The sequence below is a fragment of the Micromonospora yasonensis genome (genome assembly GCF_026013475.1).
GTDB classification, from domain to species: Bacteria; Actinomycetota; Actinomycetes; order Mycobacteriales; family Micromonosporaceae; genus Micromonospora; species Micromonospora yasonensis.
Genome location: NZ_JAPDPH010000008.1, coordinates 55,989 through 78,976, shown reverse-complemented (window position 1 = coordinate 78,976; position 22,988 = coordinate 55,989). Strand labels below are relative to the sequence as shown.

General features: G+C 73.4%; 23 protein-coding genes and 1 pseudogene. 13 read left to right on the top strand and 11 right to left on the bottom strand.

Features of this window, described 5'->3' with window-relative positions:
* Both ONA70_RS03715 and ONA70_RS03710 read left to right on the top strand, forming a co-directional pair.
* Positions 1-241, top strand: a pseudogene (locus tag ONA70_RS03715) (ArsR family transcriptional regulator); the annotation flags it as partial.
* Positions 234-1,085, top strand: coding sequence for an SRPBCC family protein (locus tag ONA70_RS03710; protein ID WP_265004898.1), 852 nt, complete (start codon positions 234-236; stop codon positions 1,083-1,085). The pseudogene ONA70_RS03715 and the gene ONA70_RS03710, both read left to right, overlap by 8 nt.
* A 116-nt stretch (positions 1,086-1,201) precedes the next feature.
* Here the strand turns inward: ONA70_RS03710 and ONA70_RS03705 are convergent, their stop codons facing one another.
* From ONA70_RS03705 to ONA70_RS03695, 3 genes are read right to left on the bottom strand one after another with little or no spacing between them, the layout of a single operon-like run.
* Positions 1,202-1,351, bottom strand: coding sequence for a hypothetical protein (locus tag ONA70_RS03705; RefSeq protein ID WP_265004897.1), 150 nt, complete (start codon positions 1,349-1,351; stop codon positions 1,202-1,204).
* Positions 1,352-1,397: 46 nt separating this feature from the next.
* Positions 1,398-2,600 carry an RNA polymerase sigma factor gene (locus ONA70_RS03700; RefSeq protein ID WP_265004896.1) on the bottom strand — a complete coding sequence of 401 codons (1,203 nt, stop codon included), beginning with the start codon at positions 2,598-2,600 and terminating at the stop codon, positions 1,398-1,400.
* Between the two features lie 4 nt (positions 2,601-2,604).
* Entirely contained in the window at positions 2,605-2,931 is a 327-nt protein-coding gene (locus ONA70_RS03695) for a YciI family protein (protein ID WP_265004895.1), read from the bottom strand.
* A 241-nt stretch (positions 2,932-3,172) separates the two neighbouring features.
* On the opposite strand from ONA70_RS03695, the gene ONA70_RS03690 reads away from it, so the two are divergent.
* Together ONA70_RS03690 and ONA70_RS03685 are read left to right on the top strand one after the other, a co-directional pair.
* Entirely contained in the window at positions 3,173-4,261 is a 1,089-nt protein-coding gene (locus ONA70_RS03690) for a hypothetical protein (protein ID WP_265004894.1), read from the top strand.
* A complete protein-coding gene (locus ONA70_RS03685; protein WP_265004893.1) occupies positions 4,258-5,835 on the top strand; it encodes a hypothetical protein in 1,578 nt (525 codons plus the stop codon). The genes ONA70_RS03690 and ONA70_RS03685 overlap by 4 nt, the downstream gene beginning before the upstream one ends.
* Positions 5,836-5,837: 2 nt before the next feature.
* On the opposite strand, the gene ONA70_RS03680 is transcribed toward ONA70_RS03685, so the two are convergent.
* Positions 5,838-6,791, bottom strand: a complete 954-nt coding sequence (locus ONA70_RS03680) for a S41 family peptidase (protein ID WP_265004892.1) — start codon at positions 6,789-6,791, stop codon at positions 5,838-5,840.
* Between the two features lie 80 nt (positions 6,792-6,871).
* On the opposite strand from ONA70_RS03680, the gene ONA70_RS03675 reads away from it, so the two are divergent.
* The 5 genes from ONA70_RS03675 to ONA70_RS03655 all read left to right on the top strand — a co-directional run bounded on the left by ONA70_RS03675 (position 6,872) and on the right by ONA70_RS03655 (position 11,816).
* Positions 6,872-7,384 carry an ArsR/SmtB family transcription factor gene (locus ONA70_RS03675; RefSeq protein ID WP_265004891.1) on the top strand — a complete coding sequence of 171 codons (513 nt, stop codon included), beginning with the start codon at positions 6,872-6,874 and terminating at the stop codon, positions 7,382-7,384.
* 117 nt (positions 7,385-7,501) lie between these two features.
* The gene (locus tag ONA70_RS03670; RefSeq protein ID WP_265004890.1) at positions 7,502-9,820 is read left to right on the top strand and encodes a putative bifunctional diguanylate cyclase/phosphodiesterase; all 2,319 of its coding nucleotides are present in this window, start codon (positions 7,502-7,504) and stop codon (positions 9,818-9,820) included.
* A 104-nt stretch (positions 9,821-9,924) separates the two neighbouring features.
* Positions 9,925-10,563, top strand: coding sequence for a hypothetical protein (locus ONA70_RS03665; protein ID WP_265004889.1), 639 nt, complete (start codon positions 9,925-9,927; stop codon positions 10,561-10,563).
* A 158-nt stretch (positions 10,564-10,721) separates the two neighbouring features.
* Positions 10,722-11,480 carry a MerR family transcriptional regulator gene (locus tag ONA70_RS03660; RefSeq protein WP_265004888.1) on the top strand — a complete coding sequence of 253 codons (759 nt, stop codon included), beginning with the start codon at positions 10,722-10,724 and terminating at the stop codon, positions 11,478-11,480.
* 51 nt (positions 11,481-11,531) lie between these two features.
* Positions 11,532-11,816, top strand: coding sequence for a putative quinol monooxygenase (locus ONA70_RS03655; RefSeq protein ID WP_265004887.1), 285 nt, complete (start codon positions 11,532-11,534; stop codon positions 11,814-11,816).
* Between the two features lie 39 nt (positions 11,817-11,855).
* Here ONA70_RS03655 and ONA70_RS03650 read toward each other — a convergent pair whose 3' ends face one another.
* The 4 genes from ONA70_RS03650 to ONA70_RS03635 all read right to left on the bottom strand — a co-directional run bounded on the left by ONA70_RS03650 (position 11,856) and on the right by ONA70_RS03635 (position 15,595).
* Entirely contained in the window at positions 11,856-12,137 is a 282-nt protein-coding gene (locus tag ONA70_RS03650) for a type II toxin-antitoxin system RelE family toxin (protein ID WP_265004886.1), read from the bottom strand.
* Positions 12,134-12,403, bottom strand: a complete 270-nt coding sequence (locus ONA70_RS03645) for a type II toxin-antitoxin system prevent-host-death family antitoxin (protein WP_265004885.1) — start codon at positions 12,401-12,403, stop codon at positions 12,134-12,136. The genes ONA70_RS03650 and ONA70_RS03645 overlap by 4 nt, the downstream gene beginning before the upstream one ends.
* A gap of 93 nt (positions 12,404-12,496) precedes the next feature.
* Positions 12,497-14,002: a GntP family permease gene (locus ONA70_RS03640; protein WP_265004884.1), complete on the bottom strand. Its 1,506-nt coding sequence runs from the start codon at positions 14,000-14,002 to the stop codon at positions 12,497-12,499.
* Positions 14,003-14,053: 51 nt separating this feature from the next.
* Complete coding sequence (locus ONA70_RS03635; protein ID WP_265004883.1) at positions 14,054-15,595, bottom strand: gluconokinase; 1,542 nt, start codon at positions 15,593-15,595, stop codon at positions 14,054-14,056.
* A 276-nt stretch (positions 15,596-15,871) separates the two neighbouring features.
* Here ONA70_RS03635 and ONA70_RS03630 point away from each other — a divergent pair, with 276 nt between their 5' ends.
* On the top strand, positions 15,872-17,041 hold the full coding sequence (locus ONA70_RS03630) for a hypothetical protein (RefSeq protein ID WP_265004882.1): 1,170 nt from the start codon (positions 15,872-15,874) through the stop codon (positions 17,039-17,041).
* 3 nt (positions 17,042-17,044) lie between these two features.
* Here ONA70_RS03630 and ONA70_RS03625 read toward each other — a convergent pair whose 3' ends face one another.
* Positions 17,045-17,386 carry a VOC family protein gene (locus ONA70_RS03625; RefSeq protein WP_406601138.1) on the bottom strand — a complete coding sequence of 114 codons (342 nt, stop codon included), beginning with the start codon at positions 17,384-17,386 and terminating at the stop codon, positions 17,045-17,047.
* Positions 17,387-17,498: 112 nt separating this feature from the next.
* Between ONA70_RS03625 and ONA70_RS03620 the strand changes: the two genes are divergently transcribed.
* Positions 17,499-18,782: a hypothetical protein gene (locus ONA70_RS03620; RefSeq protein WP_265004880.1), complete on the top strand. Its 1,284-nt coding sequence runs from the start codon at positions 17,499-17,501 to the stop codon at positions 18,780-18,782.
* Positions 18,783-18,788: 6 nt separating this feature from the next.
* On the opposite strand, the gene ONA70_RS03615 is transcribed toward ONA70_RS03620, so the two are convergent.
* The gene (locus ONA70_RS03615; protein ID WP_265004879.1) at positions 18,789-19,346 is read right to left on the bottom strand and encodes a hypothetical protein; all 558 of its coding nucleotides are present in this window, start codon (positions 19,344-19,346) and stop codon (positions 18,789-18,791) included.
* Positions 19,347-19,613: 267 nt separating this feature from the next.
* Here ONA70_RS03615 and ONA70_RS03610 point away from each other — a divergent pair, with 267 nt between their 5' ends.
* Positions 19,614-20,783 (top strand): aminoglycoside phosphotransferase family protein, encoded by a 1,170-nt coding sequence (locus tag ONA70_RS03610; protein ID WP_265004878.1) that lies wholly within the window; start codon positions 19,614-19,616, stop codon positions 20,781-20,783.
* A 3-nt stretch (positions 20,784-20,786) separates the two neighbouring features.
* Here the strand turns inward: ONA70_RS03610 and ONA70_RS03605 are convergent, their stop codons facing one another.
* Positions 20,787-21,647, bottom strand: a complete 861-nt coding sequence (locus tag ONA70_RS03605) for an AraC family transcriptional regulator (protein ID WP_265004877.1) — start codon at positions 21,645-21,647, stop codon at positions 20,787-20,789.
* A 710-nt stretch (positions 21,648-22,357) separates the two neighbouring features.
* Between ONA70_RS03605 and ONA70_RS03600 the strand changes: the two genes are divergently transcribed.
* The gene (locus ONA70_RS03600) at positions 22,358-22,954 is read left to right on the top strand and encodes a hypothetical protein (protein WP_265004876.1); all 597 of its coding nucleotides are present in this window, start codon (positions 22,358-22,360) and stop codon (positions 22,952-22,954) included.
* Positions 22,955-22,988 lie beyond the last annotated feature (34 nt).

Below are 22,988 nucleotides of genomic sequence, written 5' to 3'. Positions count from 1 at the left end.
CTACCTGCTCGACCTCATGGAGGAGGTCCAGGCCGACATTGCCGCGCTGGACCGCACCGCGCCGGAGCTGCCCTCGATCGGGGTGTCCGGCGAGATCAGAGTGCCGGCCGCACGCCGGCAGGAGTTCCTGCACGACCTGCAGACGACGCTGCAGGACCTGTTCACGCGCTACGGGGGCACCGAGGGCGATGCCTTCAAGCTCGCCGTGGCCTGCTATCCGAAAGGTGACGACCGTGAGTGAACCGCTGACCGTCCGTGCCCGTCTCGCCGCCCCGGTGGAGGCCGTGCGCCACGCTCTGACCGATCCGGCCGAACTGCGCGTCTGGCTGGCCGAACACGCCGAGGTCGAGCTGCCCCACCGCTACGAGTTCTGGGGCCGCTACACGCCCGAGGGCGACGCGCCGCATCAGCGGCTGCTCCACGCCGACGAGCGCACGCTGCGCTTCGCCTGGACGCTCGACGGCGTGGAGACCACCACCGAGTTCGAGTTGACGCCCGAGGGGGAGGGCACCGTGCTCACCCTGCGGCAGAGCCACTTCGACTTCGCCGAGGCGATGAGCGGCAGCAGCATCCGTGGGGCGCTGCAGACCTTCTGGGCCCTGTCGATCGCCAACCTCGCCGCCCGGGTGGAGGGCAAGCCGCTGCTGCCCCGCACCGACTTCACCTCGTCCGAGCTGCGCGCCGAGCTGACCATCGCCGCCGCCATGGACCGGGTGTGGACGTCGCTGACCGACTCCGAGCAGGCCAGCGCCTGGTTCGGCTACCCGATCGGCATCGAGCCCTGGGTCGGCGGCCGGTACGCCATGGGCGGCTTCGAGACCGGGTACGCGGCCAAGGTGGTCGACCTGGATCCGGGCCGGAAGATTTCCGTCGACTGGGGACCCGTCGGGGTCAGCACCTGGGAGCTGGCCGAGTCCGGCGGGAAGACGAGGCTGACCCTCGTGCAGAGCGGCTTCGACGAGGGCAACCCCCCGTACGCGGCCTGGAGCGGCAACGTGTCCGGGCTGTTCGAGCTGCGCCGCTTCCACGAGATGGCCGACTGGCAGCCGATCTGGCTCTCTGAGGAGCTGCCCACGAGCGCCTGACCTGGCCGTTCCCGTCCCTGCCGCCGGCCGCGTTTCCGGCGGCAGGGACGGGTTGCCGTCGGCATACCGGGATTCCACCGGAAGCGGCTCAAGCACGGCCCGGGCCAGCAGCCGGCTCACACCCGCCTGCGAACCCAGCCGACGATGGCGGTCGCCACGAACAGGATCGCCCCGATCACGAACAGCCAGAACAGGCCCTTCACCACGAGTCCAACGATCACCAGGACCAACCACACCAGCAACAGGGCGACGATCAGTGCGATCATGGGGCGCTGCGTACCCACGTGTGACCTGCACAAACTCCGGTGGTCCTCACCGATTCACGTCGGCCGCGCGCCGCAGCAGCGCCCGCCGTTCCGGCTCGGAGCGCACCTGCTCGGCCGCCGCCCGGAACAGCGCCGCGCCGCGTACCCGGTCGCCGAGGCGGGAGGTCAGCTCGGCCTCCGCCGCCAACGCGGGCGGGTAGTCGTCCAGCGCGCCGCCGGCCCGGGCCTCGGCGAGCAGGTCCAGCCCGGGCCCGGGGCCGTACGCGAAGCCGTGCGCCACCGCCCGGTTGAGCCGGACCACCGGGGTGGGCCGCAGCCGGGCCAACCGGTCGTAGCAAGCGGCGATGGCCGGCCAGTCGGTGTCGGCGGCGGTCGGTGCGGTGGCGTGGCAGGCGGCGATCCGGGCCTGGAGGGCGTACGGGCCGTCGCCGGCGCGGTCCAGCAACGCGACGCCCTCGGCGACGGCCTGCCCGTCCCACCGGGAGCGGTCCTGCTCGTCGAGGGTGAGCAGGTTGCCGTCGGCGTCGCGGCGGGCGGCCCGGCGGGAGTGGTGCAGCAGGACCAGGGCGAGCAGCCCGGCCACCTCCGGTTGCTCCGGCATGAGCGTGTGCAGCAGCCGGGCCAGCCGGACCGCCTCGGTGGCGAAGGCGGGTTCGCCGTCGGCGTCGTACCCCCGGGTGAAGAGCAGGTAGAGCACGGCCAGGACGCCCGGCAGCCGCTCGACCAGCGCGGGCCCGGCCGGCACCCGGTACGGGACACCGGCGGCGGCGATCTTCGTCTTGGCCCGGGTGATCCGGCGGGTCATCGTCGACTCGCTGACCAGGAAGGCGCGGGCGATGTCGGCGGTGGGCACGCCGGCCACGGTGCGCAGGGTCAGCGCGACCCGCGCCTCCAGGGCCAGCGCCGGATGGCAGCAGGTGAAGATGAGCCGCAACCGGTCGTCCACCACGTCCCCTCCCGTTGGCGGCGGCTCCGGATCGGTGAGCAGGGCCAGCTCGCGCAGCTTGCGGCGTTCCACGGCGGCGCGGCGCAGCACGTCCACGGCCCGGTTCCGGGCGGCGGTCATCAGCCAGCCGCCCGGATTCCCCGGTACGCCGTCGCGGGGCCACCGTTCCAGCGCCGCGGCGAGGGCCTCCTGCGCGCAGTCCTCGGCGAGGGTCCAGTCACCGGTGACGCGGATCAGGGCGGCCACGATCCGCGGGTACGCCTCGGCACCCGCTTCGGCGACCGCCCCGGCCGCGTCCGTCACCGGGTCAGTCCACCAGCGGGCGCAGTTCGATCCGCCCGCCGTACGCCATCGGGTGGGCGCGGGCCACCTCGATCGCCTCGTCCAGGTCGGCGCACTCGAGCAGGTCGAAGCCCACGATCACCTCCTTGGTCTCGGCGAACGGGCCGTCGCTGAGCAGCAGCTCGCCGTCGCGTACCCGGACGGTGGTGGCCGCCGACGGTGGCGCGAACACGCTACCCGTCACGCGTTGGCCGCTGGCGTCCCGCTCGGCCACCCACTTCTCGATGTCGGGCGCGGCGCTCGGGTCCTTGTCCGGCTCGGTGTCGGTGCAGACGAACATCATGTACTTCATCGTTCTCTCCTCCGGTCGTGCTTCCATCCAGCCTGACGAACGGGGACCCCGCATCCGGACAGCGGTGGACGAAGAAATTCGGGGGTGTTTTCCGCGTCCCGGCGGGGTACTGCCGGGCGATGTTGTTCACCTGCGGACTCCGGACCAAGGCCGATGCACGGGCCGAGGCCGAGCGCCTCCCGGTCGGCTCCGCCGGCCGCTGATCGGCCGCGCTCGCGGGAAGCGCATACCCTGGCCTGTCGTGACGGACACCGCGCAGCGCCTGGCCGAGATCCGGGGTGGCGTGCCACCCCGGCGACATAACGCCCGGACCATCGCCGCGCTGACCGGCAACCCGGGCTGCACCCGCCGGGCCGTGCTGGACAGCGCCGGGGTGGACAAGCCGAAACTGGCCGAGCGGATCGGCTTCCCGGCCCGGTTCGGTCAGTCCCGCTTCGCCATCACCCGGGGCAACGCGTTCGAGGCCCAGGTCAAGGCGGACGGTGGGGCGGAACTGCTGCGGCTGGTCGCCGAGCGGCTGGGCGTACCGGTGCCGGCGGGGGCGAGCTGGACGGACCTGGGCGGCGCCGACGACCTGGCGGACCGGCAGGAGCGGGCCCGGGCGGCGCTGATCGCGGCCGGTGACGGGGCGGCGCTGTTCGACCACCCGCTGCTCGGCCTGGTGGTGGCCGGCCGGCGGGTGCACCTGGAACCGGATCTGGTCGCCGCGCGGCTGGGCGGCCGGTACCACGTGGTGGAGATCAAGTCGTTTCCGGTGATCGACGGGCAGGCCGACCCGGCCAAGGTCTCCGCCGCCGCCATCCAGTCGGCCGTCTACGTGCTGGCGCTGCGCGACCTGCTCGCCGCCGAGGGCCGCGACCCGCAGCTCGTGTCGCACGAGGTGGTGCTGGTCTGCCCGCGCGACTTCACCAACCAGCCGGTGGCCAGCCTGCTCGACGTCCGCCGGCAGCTGCTGGTGCTGCGCCGCCAGTTCGACCGGATGGCCCGGATCGACGATCTGCTCGCCGCCGTGCCGGCCGGCTTCACCGCCGACCCGGCCGCCGACCCGGCGGCGCTGCGGTCCGCCCTGTCCACCGTGGAGGCCCGCTACGCGCCCGACTGCCTGGCCGCCTGCGAGCTGGCGTTCTTCTGCCGGCACGAGGCGCGCGGCCACACCGCCGCGCTGGGCCGGCCGGTGCGGGAGGCGCTGGGCGGTGTCGCCGGGGTCGATTCGGTGCTGGCCCTCGCCGAGGGCGAGCGCGCCCCGGACCCGGGGCAGGTGGAGGCCGCCGCGCTGCTGCGCGCCGCCGCCCGCCTGCGCGACGACGCCCTCGCCGGGAACCCCGGATGAGTACGCTGCGCGCCCTCGCCAAGGCGCAGGCCGTCGCCGCCGGGGTGGCCCAGCCGGTGGCCACCGTACGGCACCTGCACCTGTCCGACCGCCCGCTGGTGCTGGTGCCCCTGGCCCTGGCCGGCGAGGCGAACGCCCCGCTCGCGGCCCTGGTCGGCGCCGCACCCGACGAGGCGCGGCTGCTGGTGGTGCCGCAACCGCGCAACCGGGACCAGCGGCTCGCCTTCGCCGCCGAGCTGGCCGGGATCGTGCTGCCGTACCTGGAGGAGTTCCGGGGGGTCAGCGAGGCGGTGCCGGTCGACCGGGGCAAGGACGTGCGGTACCGGTACGTGGACGCCCCGCAGCTGCTGGTGCCCAACCCGGCCGGGATCACCTTCCTGCGGCTGCTCGGCCGCTCCACCCGGTTCCGCTCCGACAACTCCAGCTCGGCGCGTCTGACGCCGCGCCGCGACCTGGAGCCGTCGCGGCCCGACGGCGACCATCCGGTGCACCCGTCCGTGCCGCTGCTGGGCCGCTGGCTGACCTTCTTCGCCGAGCGCGCCGAGCACCCCGGCTCGGCGGCGCTGGTCGCGTTGACCGAGGCGCTGACCCTGCACTGGGCGACGGGGCAGAGCGCCGTGGAGGACCTGCACCTGCCGGCGCTGCTCGGCTGGATCGACCCGCCGCCCGGATCCACCGGTGCCGAGGCGGCCGCCCGGGCCGAGGACCCGGAAGTGTGCCCGCCCGCCGGCCCGGCCACCGACCCGGACTTCGACAACCACCGGCTCGCCCCGGCGATGGCCGCGTACGCCGAGGCCGAGGCGGACCCGGTGGCCCGCGCCGAGGCGTACGCGGAGCTGGCGCGGCTGCTGCGCGACCAGCTCACGCCCACCTGGGAGCTGATGTGGCGCGGCGTGGGGTTGCTGCGCGGCCTGCCGCCCGGGGCGCGGGTGGCCGGCCGCTGGGCCAGCGACCGGGACGCCTTCACCGGCCACGCCGAGCACGTCGACGCCGGTGGCGGTCCGCAGCCGCGCCGGGACGGGGCGGTGGCCGCGGCGGTCCGCCTGCACCGGCTGGAACGGGCCCTCGCCTCGTACGCGGTCCAGCGCGCCTACGACGACCGCCTGGTGATGGCCGAGCACCGGTTGACCGGGGAGGCGTTCGTCGGCGACGTGACCCTCGCGGACCCGAAGCGGGTGGACGACAGCGGCAAGCGGCCGGTGCTGCGCCCCCGCATCCAGGTGGTCACCACCGAGCCGGTGCTGGCGCCGGTGGGGGCCACGCTGTATTCGCCGGCCCGGCCGAGCCAGAAGGCGAAGGTGGTCTTCGTGACCCCCGCTGCGGACGGCAAGACCGAGGTGGTGCTGGAGCTCTCCGGCGGGATGGGGCGCGGACTGACCGCGACGCCGGGCAGCGTGCCCGAGGTGGGCGAGCGGCTCTGCCTGACCACCCTGTCGGACGCGTACCTGCCGGCCGGCAACTTCCCCGCGCCGGAGGAGACCCCGTGGACCCACGGCGGCCCGCCGACTGCGGCGCCCGACCGGGAGGGTCCGGCGGACGGCAGCGACGGCGACCCGGCGGAGGAGTGGTCCTGATCTCAGCCGAGGGCGGCGACGGCCTCCCGGGCCTCGTCCGCCGTCCGCCGCTGCGGGTCTGCGGCGAGCAGCGCCTCCAGGGCCATCTTGTACGCGACGTCACGCGCACCCTCGGCCGGGACCTCGACGTCCGGGGCGACCCCGCAGCCCTCCCAGTTGGTGCCGCTGGCCGCGTGGACCGGCCGGGCCACCGGCACGGTCAGCTCCAGGTGCGGGTGCGCCCGGAAGCCGACCCGCGGGTGGGCTCCGCCACCGGTGCCCTCGCCGACGACGGTGGCCCGGCCGAGCTGCTGGAGGTCGTACGCCAGCTCCTCGCCGCCGGAGAACGTCTTTCCGCTGGTCAGTACGTATACCGGCTTGTTCGGGTCGTAGCGGGGGACGGGCAGGTGGGCGGCGCTCCAGTACTGGCGGCCGGTGCCGGCCCGGTCGTACATGGTGTGCAGGTGCACCGGCTCGGCGAAGAACCAGCCGCAGATCAGGGCGACCATGTCCGGGCTGCCGCCGTGGTTGCCGCGCAGGTCGAGCAGGAGCGCGTCGGTGGTGCCGAGCAGCCGTAGGGCGGCCGTCACGGCGTCGCCGGACAGCTGCGGCGGGAAGAGGGCGGGGGCGATCGCGAGCAGCCCGACGTTGCCGGCGAGGCGTTGCACCCGGGCGACGCCGCCCATCGTGGTTTCGGCGAGCCGGGCGAACTGCGCGTCGGCCGGGTCGTCGTCGACGTCGGCCAGCGGCTCGGCGTGGTGCTTGAGCCGCAGGTGCAGGTCCCGGTTGACCGACTGGAGGTCTTCGGTGACCAGCGCGCCCAGCGTGGCGGGATCGGCGACGTCGGCGTACCGGCCGGCGCGGAGGCGGTCGCCCAGGTGGGCGGCGATCCGCTCGGCCTGGTCGGGAAAGACGTAGTGCTCGGCGACCAGCTTGGCGGACCGCTCGACGATCTCGGTGATCTCGTCCTGACGCATCGCATGCCCCCGTCCTTGTTCGGTGGTGGCAGTAGAGCAGCCGATTGACAAAGCGTCAAGAGAAGTGGACGCTTTCTGGCGTGCCCGACCAGATCCCCGACGCGCTCCAGGTCCGCACCCCGGCCCACTTCAAGGCGCTCGCCCACCCGTTCCGCCACCGGCTGCTCTTCGCCCTCGGTGCGGGGCCCGCCACCATCAGCCAACTCGCCGCCGGGCTGGGCGCGGCGAAGGGCACCGTCGCCCACCACCTCAAGATGCTCACCGAGGCCGGCCTGGTCCGGGTCGCCCACACCCGCCAGGTCCGCGGCGGCACCGAGCAGTACCACGAACGCTCCTTCCGTCGCCTGGTCGGCGGCGAGGGCGACGCCGAGGCCACCGCCGCGCTGCTGGGCGCGGTCGCCGAGGAGATCTCCGCCGACCCGGACCCGCTGCTGCACCTGCGCCACCTGCGGCTCACCCCCGAGCAGGCCGACCGGCTGCGGGCCACCCTGGAAGAACTCGTCGGCGAGGCCGAGGAGGCCGGGCCGGACCAGCCGCGCCACGGCGTCCTGGTCGCCCTCTACCGTCGGGGCGGGCGGCCGCCGGCCGGCTGACGCGCCGGTCCACTCTGGCGGTGGCACCTGCTGCTGACTAGGCTGGCGCCGTTCGCCGTCCGCAACCGGTCCTCATCGTCGAGGTGCGCGTCTGAGAGAGAGCCGGAGCGAATCTTTGTGCCCCAGCAGGACGTGGACCCGGCCGTGATGGTGCGGGCCCGTTCCCCGCTCGCCGGCCGCGTCGGGCTCGTCGCGGCCGCGTTCGTCGTACTCGGGGAAGCCGGCTGGCTGTTCACGGACCTGCCCAACGCCGCGCTGGTCAGCGACCTCGGCGCGGTGACGGTGGCGAGCTGGGCGGCGCTCGCCTGCACCCGGGTGGCCCGCCGACACCCGCTACCACTGCGCCGGTTCTGGACGCTGCTGGCCGTCACCATGGCCCTCGCCGCCCTCGGCCGTACGGTGTGGACCGTCGAACGGCTCGGTGGGCACCCGCTGCCGAACACCCTGCTGGTCGGCGGGCTCTTCACCGCCGGCATCGTCACCGGCACCGCCGCGCTGCTCTGCTCCCTGGCCGCCCCGCGCAGCCTGGTCGGGCAGGCCCGTACGGTGCTCGACGGGGTGATCGTCGCGTTCGCGCTCATCCCGATCGGCTGGGTGGTGGTGTTCCGCGACATCGCCGACGCCGACCTGACCGACCCGCTGCGCACCTTCGGGCTGCTCTACCCGATGTTCGACCTGATGCAGCTCACCATCCTGGTGGCGGTCTCCGGGCCGGCGCGACCGATGTGGCGGGCGCTCACCCTGATCGGCGCGAGCCTCGCCATCCGGGCCGCCGCCGACGCCGCCTACGTCTCCCTCGTCGCGCACGGCACCTACTTCCCCGGGCACCCGATCGACGTCTGCTGGCCACTGAGCTACCTGCTGATGGGCGTCGCCACCACCTGGCCGCCCCCGTCCGGCTGGGACGACGAGGAAGAGATCGTCGAGTCGCCGCTGCCGCCGTGGTGGCGGGTGGCCCTGCCGTACCTGCCGGTCGGCGGTGCGATCGTCGCGGTGGTGCTCGCCCGACAGCCCACCGGGCAGACCCCACACCTGATCTTCATCAGCATGATGGCCCTGCTCGCGGTCCTCGCCCTGCGGCAGGGGCTGGCCGCCAACGAGAACCTGCGGCTGGTCGTCCGGCTGCGCCGGCTCGCGTACTCCGACCAGCTCACCGGGCTGCCCAACCGACTGACCTTCACCCGCCGGCTACGCCGCGCCCTGCGCGACGGCGGCCGGGTCGCCGTGCTGCTCCTCGACCTGGACGGCTTCAAGCAGGTCAACGACCGCTTCGGACACGCCGCCGGGGACCGCCTGCTGAACAGCATCGCGGAACGGATGCGCGACAGCGTCGGCACCGACGGGATGATCGCCCGGCTCGGCGGCGACGAGTTCGCGGTGCTGGTCAGCGGCGACCGGCCGGTGTCGCCCGAACGGCTCGCCGAGCGGCTGCTCGCCGCGCTCGAACCACTGCCCGGCGAGGAGGACCTCGGCGTCCACCCCTCCGCCAGCATCGGCATCGCCGAGTACGGCCCCCAGCACACCTCCCACACCGACCTGCTCCGCGACGCCGACATCGCCATGTACGCGGCCAAGGCGGCCGGCAAGTCCGCGTACCGGACCTGTACCCCGGAACTGCGCGAGTCGGCGGTGAGCCGGGCCGAGCTGATCGCCGACCTGCGCCGGGCGGTCGACGAGGGACAACTGCTCATGGAGTTCCAGCCGATCGTCGACCTGGCCACCGGTCAGGTCCGCAGCGCCGAGGCGCTGGTCCGCTGGCGGCACCCGCGGCTCGGGGTGCTCACCCCGGCGAAGTTCCTGCCGCTCGCCGAGGAGACCGGGCTGATCCTGGCGATCGACCGGTGGGTGCTCGGGCAGGCGTGCCACGCCGCGGCCACCTGGCGGCGGCACGCCCCCGAGGTGACCGTGGCGGTCAACATCGCCGCCGCCCACGTGCGCCGCCCCGACCTGATCGCCACGGTCACCGGGGCGATCGGCGCGGCCGGCCTGCCACCCCACGCGCTCACCCTCGAACTCACCGAGTCCGCCCTGATCGAGGGGAGCGAAGCGGTGCTGGACCGGCTGGCCCAGCTCCGCGAGCTCGGCGTACGGATCGCCATCGACGACTTCGGCACCGGCTACTCGTCGCTCAGCTACCTGCACCGGATCCCGGCCACCGAGCTGAAGATCGACCGGTCCTTCGTGGCCAGACTGGACGCCGAGGACAGCCGGGCGTACGCCACCGTGGAGATGGTCAACCGGCTGGCCGGCGCGTTCGACCTGATGGTGGTGGCCGAGGGCGTGGAGACCGGCACCCAGCACGCGGCGGTGGCCGCGATCGGCTGCGTGCACGGCCAGGGCTGGCGGTACGGGCGCCCGAAGGCCCTGCCCGACCTGCTCGCCGCGCTCACCCCGCTCGACGTGATGGCTGAACGGCCCGGGGTGAGGCGGGCCTAAGGTCCCGGACGGGACAGGGGGTTCGGCCCTGCTCCGGATGGCCGTCGCACGGCGACGATGGAACCGCCACCAGATAGCGGTCACCATCCAAACAGGAGCCCAACATGAAGCGACGGACGCTGGATCTGCTGTTCAGCATCGGCGGGCTGGGCCTCGCGGTCCTGCTGCTCGTCGTGGGCATCGTCCTTACGACGAACGCCAACTTCGCCAACGACTACGTGCACGACCAGCTCGCCCAGCAGCACATCAGCTTCAAGCCGGCCAACGCGCTGACCGACGAGGAGAAGAAGTCGGACTGCCTGCGCGAGTACGCCGGCCAGCGGCTCACCACCGGCAAGCAGGCCGAATGTTACGCCAACGAGTTCATCGGCCTGCACCTCAAGGCGATCGGCGGCGGCAAGACGTACGCCGACCTCGGTGGGCCGGAGTCGGCGCTGAAGGCGCAGGTGGCCCAGGCCGAGCAGACCAAGGCCGCCAACCTGGCCGACCTGCAGAAGCAGCTCGCCGAGACCAGCGCCCAGCGGGAGACCGTGTTCAAGGGCGAGACGCTGCGCGGCATGCTGCTCACCTCGTACGGGTTCAGCGAGTTCGGCCGCAAGGCCGAGCAGGGCGCCCTGGCCATGTACCTCGGCGCGGCGCTGCTCCTGCTGCTGTCGGTCGCCGGCCTCTGGCACGCCGTCCGCACCCCGGCCAGCGAGGCGTTCGCCGCCCCGGAGCGGGCCAAGGAGCCCGTCACCCGCTGACCCCGGCGTGACCTGATCGCCCCCGGCCTCCTCCCACCCCCGCGGGAGGCCGGGGGCGATCGCTGTTCCGGTTCCTTCCCGGCGGGTCGGCGGCACAATCGGGCTTGACCCTCACGTAGCGGGAGGCGGCAGCCTTGGTCGCGGAAGGGAGGGAACCCATGGCCTACACGGTGGGTCAGGTGGCCCGGGCGGCCCACGTGACCGTGCGGACGCTGCACCACTACGACGAGATCGGGCTGCTGTCGCCGAGCGAGCGCAGCCCGGCCGGCTACCGCCGCTACGACGACACCGACCTGGAGCGGTTGCAGCTCATCCGCGCCTACCGGGAGCTGGGGTTCCCGTTGGAGGAGATCGCCGAGATCCTCGACGACCCGGGCGGGGACCCGCTGCCGCACCTGCGCCGGCAGCACGAGCTGCTGACCGGGCGGATCGGGAAGCTGCGGGACATGGTCGCGGCGATCGAACTCGCGATGGAGGCGAGAAAGTTGGACATTCAGCTCACCCCGGAGGAGCGGTTCGAGGTGTTCGGGGACTTCGACCCGGACGAGCACGCCGAGGAGGCGGAACGGCGCTGGGGCGGCACCGAGGCGTACCGGCAGTCGGCCGAGCGGGTCGCCCGGTTCTCGAAGGAGGACTGGCTGCGCAACAAGGCCGAGAACGAGGACTGGGCACGGCGGATCACCGCGCTGGTGGACTCGGGTGCCCCGGCCGACGGCCCGGAGGCGATGGGGCTGGCGGAGGAGCACCGGCAGCTCATCAGCCGCTGGTTCTACGACTGCTCATACGAGATCCACACCGGGCTGGCCGACATGTACGTGGCCGACCCGCGGTTCACCGCGTACTTCGAGAAGATCCGGCCGGGCCTGGCCGCATATCTGAACGAGGCGATCCACGCCAACGCGATCAGCCGCGCCTGACCCGGCTCTGGTTGGCAGGATGGGCTGGACGGTTCAGCCCCGGGAGGTCACGTGATCATCGTCGCCGGCACCCTGTATGTCGACCCGGCCGAGCGGGACGCCTACCTGGCCTCCTGTGTGGAGGCCGTCCGGGCGGCCCGCTCGGCGCCGGGCTGCGTCGACTTCGCGGTCAGCGCGGACCTGGTCGAGCCGGGCCGGATCAACGTGTACGAGCGGTGGGACAGCGACGAGCAGTTGCTGGCCTTCCGTGGGTCCGGCCCGAGCGAGGAGCAGGTGGCGGCGATCCGCGGCGCCGAGGTGCACCGGTTCCGCATCTCCGGCGTCGAGGCGCCCTGACCAGCTAAGCCCCGCTGTTGCGCCGAGCCGCTGTCATTGTCAGAGAGTGTCGTAGATGTCGCCGCGGTGGCCGAGGTGGACCACGAGGACGAGTAGTTCCTGGTCTCGGATGGTGTAGACGATGCGGTAATCGCCGACGCGGACGCGCAACAGGCCGGGATGTCCGGCCAGGGCTTTGACGCCGGCGGGTCGGGGCTGGGTGGCCAGGCCGGCGATGGCGGTGACGAGGCGGGCCTGCACGGGGCGATCGAGTTTGCGCAGCAGCTTGGCGGCGGCCTTGTCGAGGTGGACGCTATAGGCCGGTGGGAGCGGGTTGCTCACAGCCCGAGCTCGTCGCGCAGCTCGGTCAGCGGGATCGGGGTGTCGCCGGCGTCGATGCGGGTCAGGGCATCGCGGGCAGCGGCAACATCAGCGGCGTCTTCGGCGCGTTCGATTGCCTCGGCCAGTTCGGCGGGCACGATGGCAGCCAGTCGTTGCCCGCGGCGGGTGACGTAGGTGATTCGCCCGGCGTAGTGGGCGCGGGAGACGACGTCCGCGAGGCTGTCGCGGGCGTCGGAGATCGGAAGTTCGGCCGCGGGCTCACTCATTCCTGGATTGTACAACTCGTACGACTCGTACAGCATTTGTCGGTGGTGAACCCGCGGCGACTGCACGTACCACCGGCGCAGCACCCGTCGTTGTCACAACACCAGGTCGAGCAGGAGGACGCCGGCGAAGCCGACCACGGAGATGATCGTCTCCATCACCGACCAGCTCTTGATGGTCTGCCCGACGGTCAGCCCGAAGTACTCCTTGACCAGCCAGAAGCCGGCGTCGTTGACGTGCGAGAAGAACAGCGACCCGCAGCCGACCGCCAGGGCCAGCAGCGCCACCTCGGGCTGGTTCAGGGTGGCGGCGAGGGGGGAGACGATGCCGGCGGCGGTGATGGTGGCGACGGTCGCCGAGCCGGTGGCGATCCGGATGCCGACGGCGACCAGCCAGCCGAGCAGCAGCGGGGAGATGTTCGCGCTCTTGGCGGCGTCCGCGACCAGGTTGCCCACCCCGGCGTCGACCAGGACCTGCTTGAAGCCGCCGCCGGCCGCCACGATCAGCAGGATGCCGGCGATGGCCGGCAGCGAGCCGCCGAGGAAGCCGGAGACCTGGGTGCGATTGAAACCGGTCCGGTAGCCCAGGAAGATCATCGCGAAGATGACGCCGGCCAGCAGGGCGACGATCGGGGTGCCGATGATGTCCAGCGTCTTGCGGCCGGCGGTGTCCTTGGCGAGGGCCAGCTCGCCGATCGCGCGCAGCAGCATCAGCACCACGGGCAGCAGCACGGTGACCACGGCGGCCCAGAGCGCGGGTGCCCGGCGGGGCCGCTGCCCCTCCTCGATCGGTTCGCCGGGGCGGCCGGTGCCGGGGTTGATCAGGTCGTCCTCGGTGACCAGGTCGCCGTCGGCGTCGAGCCGGCCGCCGGCGGGCGTGGTGGGCCGCTTGGCGTCGGCGACGGCGAGGGGCCGGCGGGTGGGCAGCAGCGCCTCCGGCGCGGTGGCCGGCACGTGGCGGGCGATGAAGTTGCCGAATACCGGGCCGGCGATGATCACCGTGGGGATGGCGATGAGCAGGCCCAGGGCGAGGGTCTGGCCGAGGTTGGCGCCGAGGGCGTCGATCGCGACCAGCGGGCCGGGGTGCGGGGGCACCAGGCCGTGCAGCACGGACAGGCCGGCCAGCGCCGGGATGCCGATCTTCATCAGCGGCACGTCGACCCGGCGGGACACCAGCAGCACGATCGGCACCAGCAGCACCACGCCGACCTCGAAGAACAGCGGGAGGCCGATCAGCGCGGCGACCCCGGCCATCGCCCAGGGCAGGGCGCTGCCGGAGACCCGGGCGACCACCCGTTCGACGATGCTGTCCGCGCCGCCGGATTCGGCGAGCAGGCCACCGATCATCGCGCCGAGGGCGATGAGCAGGCCGACGCCGCCGACGGTGGAGCCGACCCCGGCGCTGAACGAGGTGACGATCTTGTCGGCGGCGACGCCGGCGACCGCGCCGAGCACCGCCGCGCCGAGGATCAGCGCCAGGAACGGGTGCACCTTGCCCCAGGCGATGAGCACCACCACCGCGGCGATGCCGAGCAGGGCGGCGATGACCAGTTGGGTGTGCCCGGCGTTGGTGAGCGCCGGTGCGGCGAGCAGTGTGATCACGGCTATCACGACCTTCGGTTGGTCAGGCGTCCGTGCCCTCGGGACGGGCGATCACTGAGGAAGGGCGGTGGGTGGCGGTTCCGGCGGCAGGCTGGGCGCCAGCCGTCGCAGCGACGCGAACGTCGGTACGAGCGCGTCGTACAGCTCGGAGAAGAGCGGCAGCAGGGCCGCGTACGTGGCGGCGGCGGCCGGGTCGGGGCGTACCGTTTCCTGGATCCGTACCAGGTCGGCGGCGACGTCGATCGAGGAGATCATCCCGAGTGCCTGCATGCCCAGCAGCGCCGCCCCGAAGCTGGAGCCTTCGTGGCCGGCGGGGAAGCGCACCGGCATGCCGAGCGCGTCGGCGAGGATCTGCCGCCAGAGCGGGCTGCGGGCGAAGCCGCCGCTGGCCCGGACCTCGTGTACCTCGTTGCCGGCCGCCCTGACCGAGGCGAGGACCAGGGCGAGCTGCTGGCAGACCCCCTCCAGCGCGGCCCGCACCAGGTGCTCGCGCCGGTGTCCGTGGGTCAGCCCCACGTACGCGCCGCGCGGCAGCGCGCTCCAGTGCGGTGCCCGCTCGCTGAGCAGGTACGGCAGCATGATCAGCCCGCCGGAGCCGACGGGTGCCTTCGCGGCCAGGGCGAGCAGTTCCTCCTCGGCGTGCTCGCCGAGTTCGGGAGCGAGCGCCTCGCCGGACCACTGCAGCACGATGCCGCCGTTGTTGATCGCGCCGCCGACCACCCAGCGCTGCTCGGTGAGGGCGTAGCAGAACACGCCGCCGAGCGGGTCGACGCCGGGGCGTTCCACCATCACCCGCATCGCGCCGCTGGTGCCGATGGAGCAGGCCACCTCGCCGGGGTGCACCGCGCCGAGCCCCAGGTTGGCCAGCGGTCCGTCGCCGGCGCCGACCACGAGCGGGGTGCCGGCGGGCAGGCCGGTCGCCCTCGCCGCCTCGGCGGTCAGCCCGGGCAGCACGTGGGTGGTGGGGACGAGCTGCGGCAACTGCTCCTCGGTGATGCCGGCGATGGCCAGCGCCTCGCCGTCCCAGGCGAGGTGGTGGATGTTCATCAGGCCGGTGGCCGAGGCGACCGAGTGGTCGGTGACCAGGGCTTCGGCCAGCCGCAGCAGCACGTAGTCCTTGATGCTCACCCAGTGCGCGACCCGTTCGTGCAGCTTGGGTTCCTGTTCGGCGTACCAGACCAGCTTGGCCAGCGGGGCCATCGGGTGGACCGGGGTGCCGGTGCGCCGGTGCAGGGCGAGCCCGGACGGCGCGGCGCGCAGCCGTTCGGCCTGGGCGCTGGCCCGGGAGTCGGCCCAGGTGACCGACGGGGTGAGCGGATTGCCGCCGGCGTCCAGCCCGATCAGGCTGTGCATGGCGGTGCTGAAGGACAGCCCGGCGACCGGGTCCGGGAGCTGTTCCACCACCGCGCGGATGGTTCCCACCACCGCGTCGAAGATCAGTTTCGGGTCCTGCTCGGCGTATCCGGGGTGCGGCTCGTCGAGGGGGTAGCCGATCGAGTGGACGGCGAGTTGCCGGCCGCCGGTGTCGTACGCGACCGCCTTGGTGCTGGTGGTGCCGATGTCCACGCCCACCACGACGGCCGTCCCGCCCACCGGTTCACCTCCTCGTGAGGGCCGCGGTGCCCCGCGACGGCGTGAGGACCAGGGCACGATCGCCCTTGCGGCTGACGTTACCGACGCTCGGATGCCCTCGCATGGTGAAGCGGCAGCGGCCGGGAGCGCGGAAATCGACGCGGCGGATTCCGCCTAACGTGCGGGTCAATCAGCCGATCGGTCAGATTGGCGACTTTCGCGTGTCTTGCCGCCCTTACCTGCCAGTTGATGTGAATGACACCCCGATTGGTGGACTCGCGCGGCGGAGGAGTCGGCGTGGCGAAGACTGATTCGACGGGTTCCACATGGCGTTACCGGTGGGCGCACCGGCAGAACGAGCGGCGGCAGCGGTCGTTCCACGCCGCCGACGAGGCGTGGCGACGACGCGACGAGGAACTGCGCCGGCTGCGTACGCTCGCCGAGTCCTTCCACGGCTCCACCGACGCGGGCCTCGGCCTACCGATGGAGCTGTCCCCCGGCGAGGTGGTCTTCTGGACCCTGCCCGCCGCGCAACTGGTCGAGGTGCGGCACACCGCCGTGCTGCCCGCCCCCGAACTGCTCGTCGACCCCGAACCGCCGGTGGTGCGCCCGCGCCGCCCCGACGGCGTCCGGGTGACCGACGCCGGGCTGGCCGTGCTCACCAACCGCCGGCTGGTCCTGCTCGGCGGGCGCGGCCGCCGCGACTGGGCGTACGGGAGGATGACCGGGCTGTCCCACGACCCGGGCGCGCCGGTGACGCTGATCCAGGTCCTGGACCGGCGGCGTACCTCCGGGCTGCTGCTGCCCACCGGCGCGGTCGCCGACTTCCGGTTCAGGCTGACCCTGGCCTTCGCCGACGCGATCGAACAGCGGGCGGCGGTCGTCGCCCAGCTCGACGAGCTGATCGAGGAACACGACGCGGTCCGTCCGGTCCGCCCGGCGATCATCACCCCGGCCCAGGCCCACCTGTCGGCGCTGGTCCCGGGCGGCCGGCGGACCGTCCTCGCCGGTGTGGTCCTCGCGCTGGTCGTGCCGGCGATGCTCTTCGAGTCCGACCCGCCGGTGCGGCCCGGCTCGGAGGTCGCCTCCGCCGCCACGCCGGGGGCGACCACCACGCCCGGGGCCCCGCAGCTCGGCCCGGTGGTTCGGGTCGACCAGACCACCGCGCCCAAGCCGCACCGCAGCCGGACCACGCCGACGGCCTCGCCGTCGCGCGACGCCGCGCCGCCTCCGGGCGCCGAGCGGCGCTGCGGCGCCCCGGTCAACCCCTTCGGGTACGACTTCTGCGGCGGCTCCCGCATCCGCACACCGGCCCGGGGCGTCTGCGACTGGTTCGACTGCGTACCCGGGTTCTGGTCCGGCCGCGGCTGGCTGGTGCAGTGCCGGGACGGCACGGTCAGCCTGACCGGCGGGCAGCGGGACGCCTGCGCCGACAACCGGGGCTTCCGCCGTACGGTGTGGACCTGACGCTCAGGCGGTGAAGTCGGGGACGGTCAGCGTGCCGTCCTCGGCCAGCGGGAAGCCCGGGTTCCAGGCGATCTCCCACAGGTGCCCGTCCGGGTCGGTGAAGCAGCCCGCGTACCCGCCGTAGAAGGTGTCCCGGGCCGGCCGGGTGACCGTCGCCCCGGCCTCGGCCGCCCGGCCCAGAATCTCGTCGACCTGCTCGCGGCTGCGTACGTTCTGCGCCAGGCCCACCCCGCCGAAACCGTCCTCACCCCGGTCGGCCAGGCCGGCGTCGTCGGCGAGCTTGTCCCTGCCCCACAGCACCAGCGCCAGGCCGCCCGGGAACGCGTGGTTCGACGTCGCCTCCACCGATCGGCCAGCCGGAACGAGCCGAAACCCGTCGATGCGGATCGTGTCCTTCCCGGACACGCCGGGTTGTACCGGGTGGACGCGGAAGCCCTTCATGATGCGAGGCGGCCCGGTGACGGCGACGGACGGTGACACCCTCGGCTGGCGGGCCCGGTGGGTCGGGCGGGAGAACGAGCGGCGACGCACGGCGTACGACGTCGCGCTGCAGGCGTGGCGCCGGCGCGACGAGGAACTGCGCCGGCTCTACTGCGAGGCCGAAGAGCCCGTCCCGCCGGCGGAAACGGCGGCGGGACTGCCCGTGGACCTCGACGACGACGAGGTCGTGCTGGCCGTGCAGCCCGCGGCGGAACTGGTCGAGGTGACGGCACGGCACACCGCCGATCTGCCCACCGTGGAGCTGACCGTCGTGCCCGTCGAGGACACCCGGCGGTCACGCCGGCAGCCGAACGGCATCAGCGTGGTCGACGCCGGCACGGCGGTGGTCACCGACCGGCGGCTGATCCTCGTGGGACGCCACGAGCACCAGGAATGGCCGTACGACCGGTTGGGCGGGGTGGCCCACCATCCCGGCGAGCCGGTCACCCTGCTCCACCCGCAGGGCCCGGGCCGGATCCGGGGAGTCCGGGTGCCCCGGGCCGAGGTGTCGGCGTTCCGGCTCCGGCTCACCCTGGCGTACGCCCGGGCGACCGGAACGTACCCGGCGCTGCTGGACCGGCTCGACGACGAGATCGTCGCGCACTGGCACGACCGCCCGCCGATCCCGGTGCCGGCCACCCCCGCCGACGCCCCGCTGACCGCCCGGCTCGTCCGGCCGGCGCTGATCACCGCCGTCGCGGTCGCCCTCGCGCTCGCCGGGGTCGCGAGCGTGTTCCACGGATCCGTGCCGGACCGTCCCGTGGTCGGGATGAACGTGGATCGCAGCGTCGCGCCGATCGACCCGGCGCTCCCGCCCCCGTCCACCGGCCTCGGCGCACCGGCCAACTCCACCGCGCCCCACCCCACCCGCACCGCACCCGGCCAGACATCGGGTGGACGGCCCGCGACCACCGCGCCCACCACCGGGACCCCGGCCTCGACCGCCGACCAGCCTCCAGCCCCACCCTCCTCGTCGCCCGGGGCGACCGCCAGCCCCTCGCCGACCCTGTCCACCTCGTCGAGTCCCCCGGCGACGGACCGCTGCGGCGCGCCACCCAACCCGTACGGCTACACCTACTGCGGCGGCTCCTACATCTACGACCCCGCCCCGGACGTCTGCGACTGGTTCGCCTGCGTCTCGAACCTGTGGGACGGCAAGGGCTACCTGGTCCAGTGCGAGGACGGCCTGCTCAGCCGGACCGGAATGCAGGGCGGGCCGTGCGCCGACCACGACGGCACCCGCCGCCCGCTCTACGTCTGACCGCCGTCACGCTTCACGCCCAGCCGTGATCCGCAGCGGCAGCAGACCGGCGAGCACCAGGGCGGCGCCGACCGGCAGCAGGTCCAGGTTCACCGCGATCGCCGCGAACCCGACCAGCACCAGCACCGGCCCCCACGCCGGCAGCAGCCGTGCCACGGCGGCCCGGACCAGCAGCACCAGCAGACCCAGTTCGAACAGCGCCGGCCCGCCCAGCAGCACCGCGTCCGGTGGCGGCACCGCGTCGGCGAAGCGCGGGAACAGGTCGCCGAGGATCACCCACACGAAGGCGGCCGCGCCGACCAGGCCGGCCACCGCGGCCATCTCGTCCACCGCCCGCAGCCGGGGCGATCGGGTACGCAGCAGCCCGCGCAGCCCGACGATCACCGCCCCGAACGCGACGATGCCGAGCAGGAACAGGGTGTGCCCGGTGTTCCATCCCCACGCACCCTTGCTGATGTGCCCGTCCAACCGGTCGAGCAGGCGCAGGGTGCCGTAGCCGAGCAGCAGCAGCGCGGCGGTCACGGCCGCCGGCCGCAACCAGGGGTACGAGATACGCCTCGACATGTCCATGATCGTCATTGCCTCAGCCTGGCCGCCGAGGCCGGTCGGAGACATCCGGGGTCAACCCGTAGCCGTCCCGGACCGTGCACCCTGGTCCGTCTCGGGGCCGGAGGCCACGGCGGTTTGGCGGACCGGTCGCCTGTGGCCGTCGACGGGGCGCTGCCGCCAGCAACCGTGTGACCGGAGGTCCCGCATGGCGTGCCCACCCGGCGAGGATCCCCACCAGAAATCCGGTGCACGCCGGGGAACCACCCCGCTAGGGTCCCGCGCGTGTCCCGCACCGTGACCCTCGTCCTGGTCGACCCCACCGGCCGGCCGCTCGGCGCCCTCCCCGCCTTCGACGTGCCCGAGCCCTGGTGGCAGCAGGTCGGCGCGATCCTCGACCAGGCCCGCCACCGGTACCGCATCGACGCGGCCGTGCTGCGGCTGCTCACCGCCGACCGCCCCGAACCGCCCGGCGGGCACCTCACCTACCTGGCTGAGGTGGCCGCGCCCCCCGCCGTACCCCTGGCACCGGTCAGCGCGGATCTCGCGCCGCACCCGCTGCGCGCCCCGTGGGCCGAGCCCGGCGGCCCGGCCCGCAGCCTCGCCTGGGCCACCGCCCAGCTGGACCGGATCGGCCGCCCGGTGACCGCCGTCGCCCAGCACCGCACCTGGAACCTGTCCGCCATCTGGCGGCTCGACGGCCCGGCCGGCACCGCCTGGCTCAAGCAGGTGCCCGCCTTCTTCCGGCACGAGGCCGCCGTGCTGCGCTGGCTCACCACCGCCGCACCCGACCTCGTGCCGATGCTGCTCGCCGCCGACGACACCGGCCGGGTCCTGCTCGACCACATCCCCGGCGCGGACCGCTACGCCGCCGACCCGGCCGAACGGGCCGCCATCGCTGCCGCCCACCACACCGTCCAGCTGCACGCCGCCGGCGACGCCGCCGCGCTGGTCGCGGCCGGCGTACCCGACTGGCGAGGACCGGCCCTCGCACGGTGGATCCGCGACCAGCTCACCCCGCACGACACCGCGGTGGTGGCCGACCTGCTCGCCGGCCTCGACGACCGGCTCGCCCAGGTACGCGACTGCGGGCTGCCCGACACGCTCGTCCACGGCGACCTGCACCCCGGCAACGTCTGCGGCGACGGCCACCGGGCAACCTTCATCGACTGGGGCGACGCGTTCGTCGGGCACCCCGCCTTCGACATCCTGCGCCTCACCGAGACCCTCGACGACGCCACCGCCGGGCTGCTGCTCGACGCCTGGGTCACCCGCTGGCAGGCCGACGCCCCCGGCAGCGACCCCCGCCGGGCCGTCGACCTGCTCCGCCCGGTCGCACCCCTGCGGATGGCCGCCGTGTACGCGATGTTCCTCGCCGGCATCGAGCCCAGCGAGCACCCGTACCACCTGGGCGACGTGCCCGCCTGCCTCAAGCGGGCCGCCGCCCTGGCCTGACCGTCACACCTTCCGCACCGGGATCCACAGCTCCGCGTCGGCGGTCCGCCCGTCCGCCGCCACCCGCACCTGCGAGATCTCCGGCCCGGGCCGGCTCTCGTACGGGTTGGACGGGAACCACTGGGTGAACACGTCCCGCCACAGATACTGCAACGCCTGCGGGAACGCGCCCGAGCTGCGGAAGACCGCCCAGTCACCCGCCTCCACCGGCAGGCTGTCCAGGTCCGCCGGCACGTCCCCGCCGGTCACCACCCCGTGCCAGTAGTCCAGCTCGGTGCCCTCCGCCCGCGACCCCGCCAGGTCGTCACTGACGTTGACCAGCCCGCGCGGCTCCTGGTCCGACAACGCCTCGATCCGGCGTACGACCCCCGGGTCGAGACCCTGGAGGAACGCCACGATGTGCGGGTTCATCCCCTCGTGGACCAGCGGCACCCGCGCCTTCCGCCCGGCCAGGCGGAACGCCTCCTTCGCCACGATCCGATACTCCATGCTGGCGCTCCCTTCGACGACGAGTCGGAAGGACATCCGGGGCTGGGCGCGCAGCGTCGCCCCCGTACGCCGGGCCTCCTGCGGGCCGACGCCGTGCACGGCGCGGAACGCCCGGGCGAACGCCTCGTTCGAGCCGTACCCCCAGCGGACCGCCACCTCCAGCAGCGACGCCTCCCCGGACAGCACGTCGGCGCCCGCCACGGTGAGCCGGCGGCGGCGCACGTACTCCGACAGCGGCATCCCGGCCAGGGCCGAGAACAGCCGCCGGAAATAGTGCTCCGACGCGCACGCGATCCGCGCCAGCTCGGCCACCTCCAGGGGCTGGTCGAGGTGGCGTTCGAGGTGGTCCATGGCCTGATTGAGCCGCTCCAGCACCCGATGCTCCTTCCGGTTTCCGCCATCGACGCTAGGCGTCCGCGCATGCCGCAACCCGATCCCGTCGGACCTGATCCGGTCGGTTCCGACCGATTCAGCTGCCGTCAGATCCGGGCGCCAAGAACCTGCCCGGAACTCGTGTTATAAGTATTAAGAGAGGAGGCCGGATAATCGACCATGGGCCGGGCAACAGCAGTTGGCGCAGGTTACGAGCCTTTCCCAGCCTCGGGTATCACAGGCCCTCGCCGCGTTGGCCGAACAAGGCCTCGTGCACCGCACCCCAGCCGGCTGGGACGTCACTGATCTCGACGCTGTTTTCGAATGGTGGTTGCGCTCATACCCAGGACCGCGCGGTTTGAGAACTCTCTGGTACGGCCTCGACTCGCCGGTGCAGCAGGCACACGTAGCCGTCGGCCTGCTCGCGCAGAGCGGCCACGGAAGGACCGCGGTCTCCGGTGACGTGGCTGCCGACATGATCGCCCCATGGCGAAGCCCGCACCGTGCGGTCATCTACGCCCAGACCGGCGTCGACCTGACGGCTGCGGGCCTCACGCCGGCGAACGAAGCCGATGCGACAGTGGAGCTCATCGTGCCCAAGGATCCTGGAGTCTGGCCGGGCCCGAGCACCGAGAATCCATCGGGGAGCCTGCCACTTGCGGACCCACTGCAGATCCTCTGGGACGTCGCTCGCGCCCCAGGACCGGACCCTGATGAGGCGGCGCATCACCTGCAGTGGGTGCTGCACGATCATCGCCAACGATCGACTGGAAAGCGGGCAGCATGACCGAGCCGACATCACGTGGTTCGACTCCGATGTCGTTGCTCTGACGTCGACAAGCCGCGCCGCCGACGCGGGATTCCTGACACTGGCGGACCTGTCATCAATCGCCGTGCACCTGGAGTTGGACTACCGAATCGTCGGTGGCCACATGGTCACCCTGCTCACCGCAGCGCACGGCGTCGTCGGCCAGGTACCGATGCGGGAGACCCTCGATGCCGACTTCGCCGCACTGCCCGCTGTCATCGCTGATCCCCGGCTCCCGCAGGCCCTGGCCGAATGGGGCTACCGGCCCGTGGATGCGGCCAACCGGTTTGTCCGCCACCATCACGACAACCACGGTCCGCTGAAGCTCCTCGCCAGCTCCTCTCCGCCCGTATGGCGTACCAGGCAGACGACGGGGTGCCAGTTCTATAGCATCTTCGAGGCCGGTGGCACCGTGCCGACGCTCGTCGTTCTTGAGCGGCTGGCGCGTGCGCTGGACATGCGGCTCGACGTGCGCTTCTCGCCGCTCGCCGAGGCGGCCTGACGTGATGCGCCAGCGAACCGCTGGCGCGGGTGTC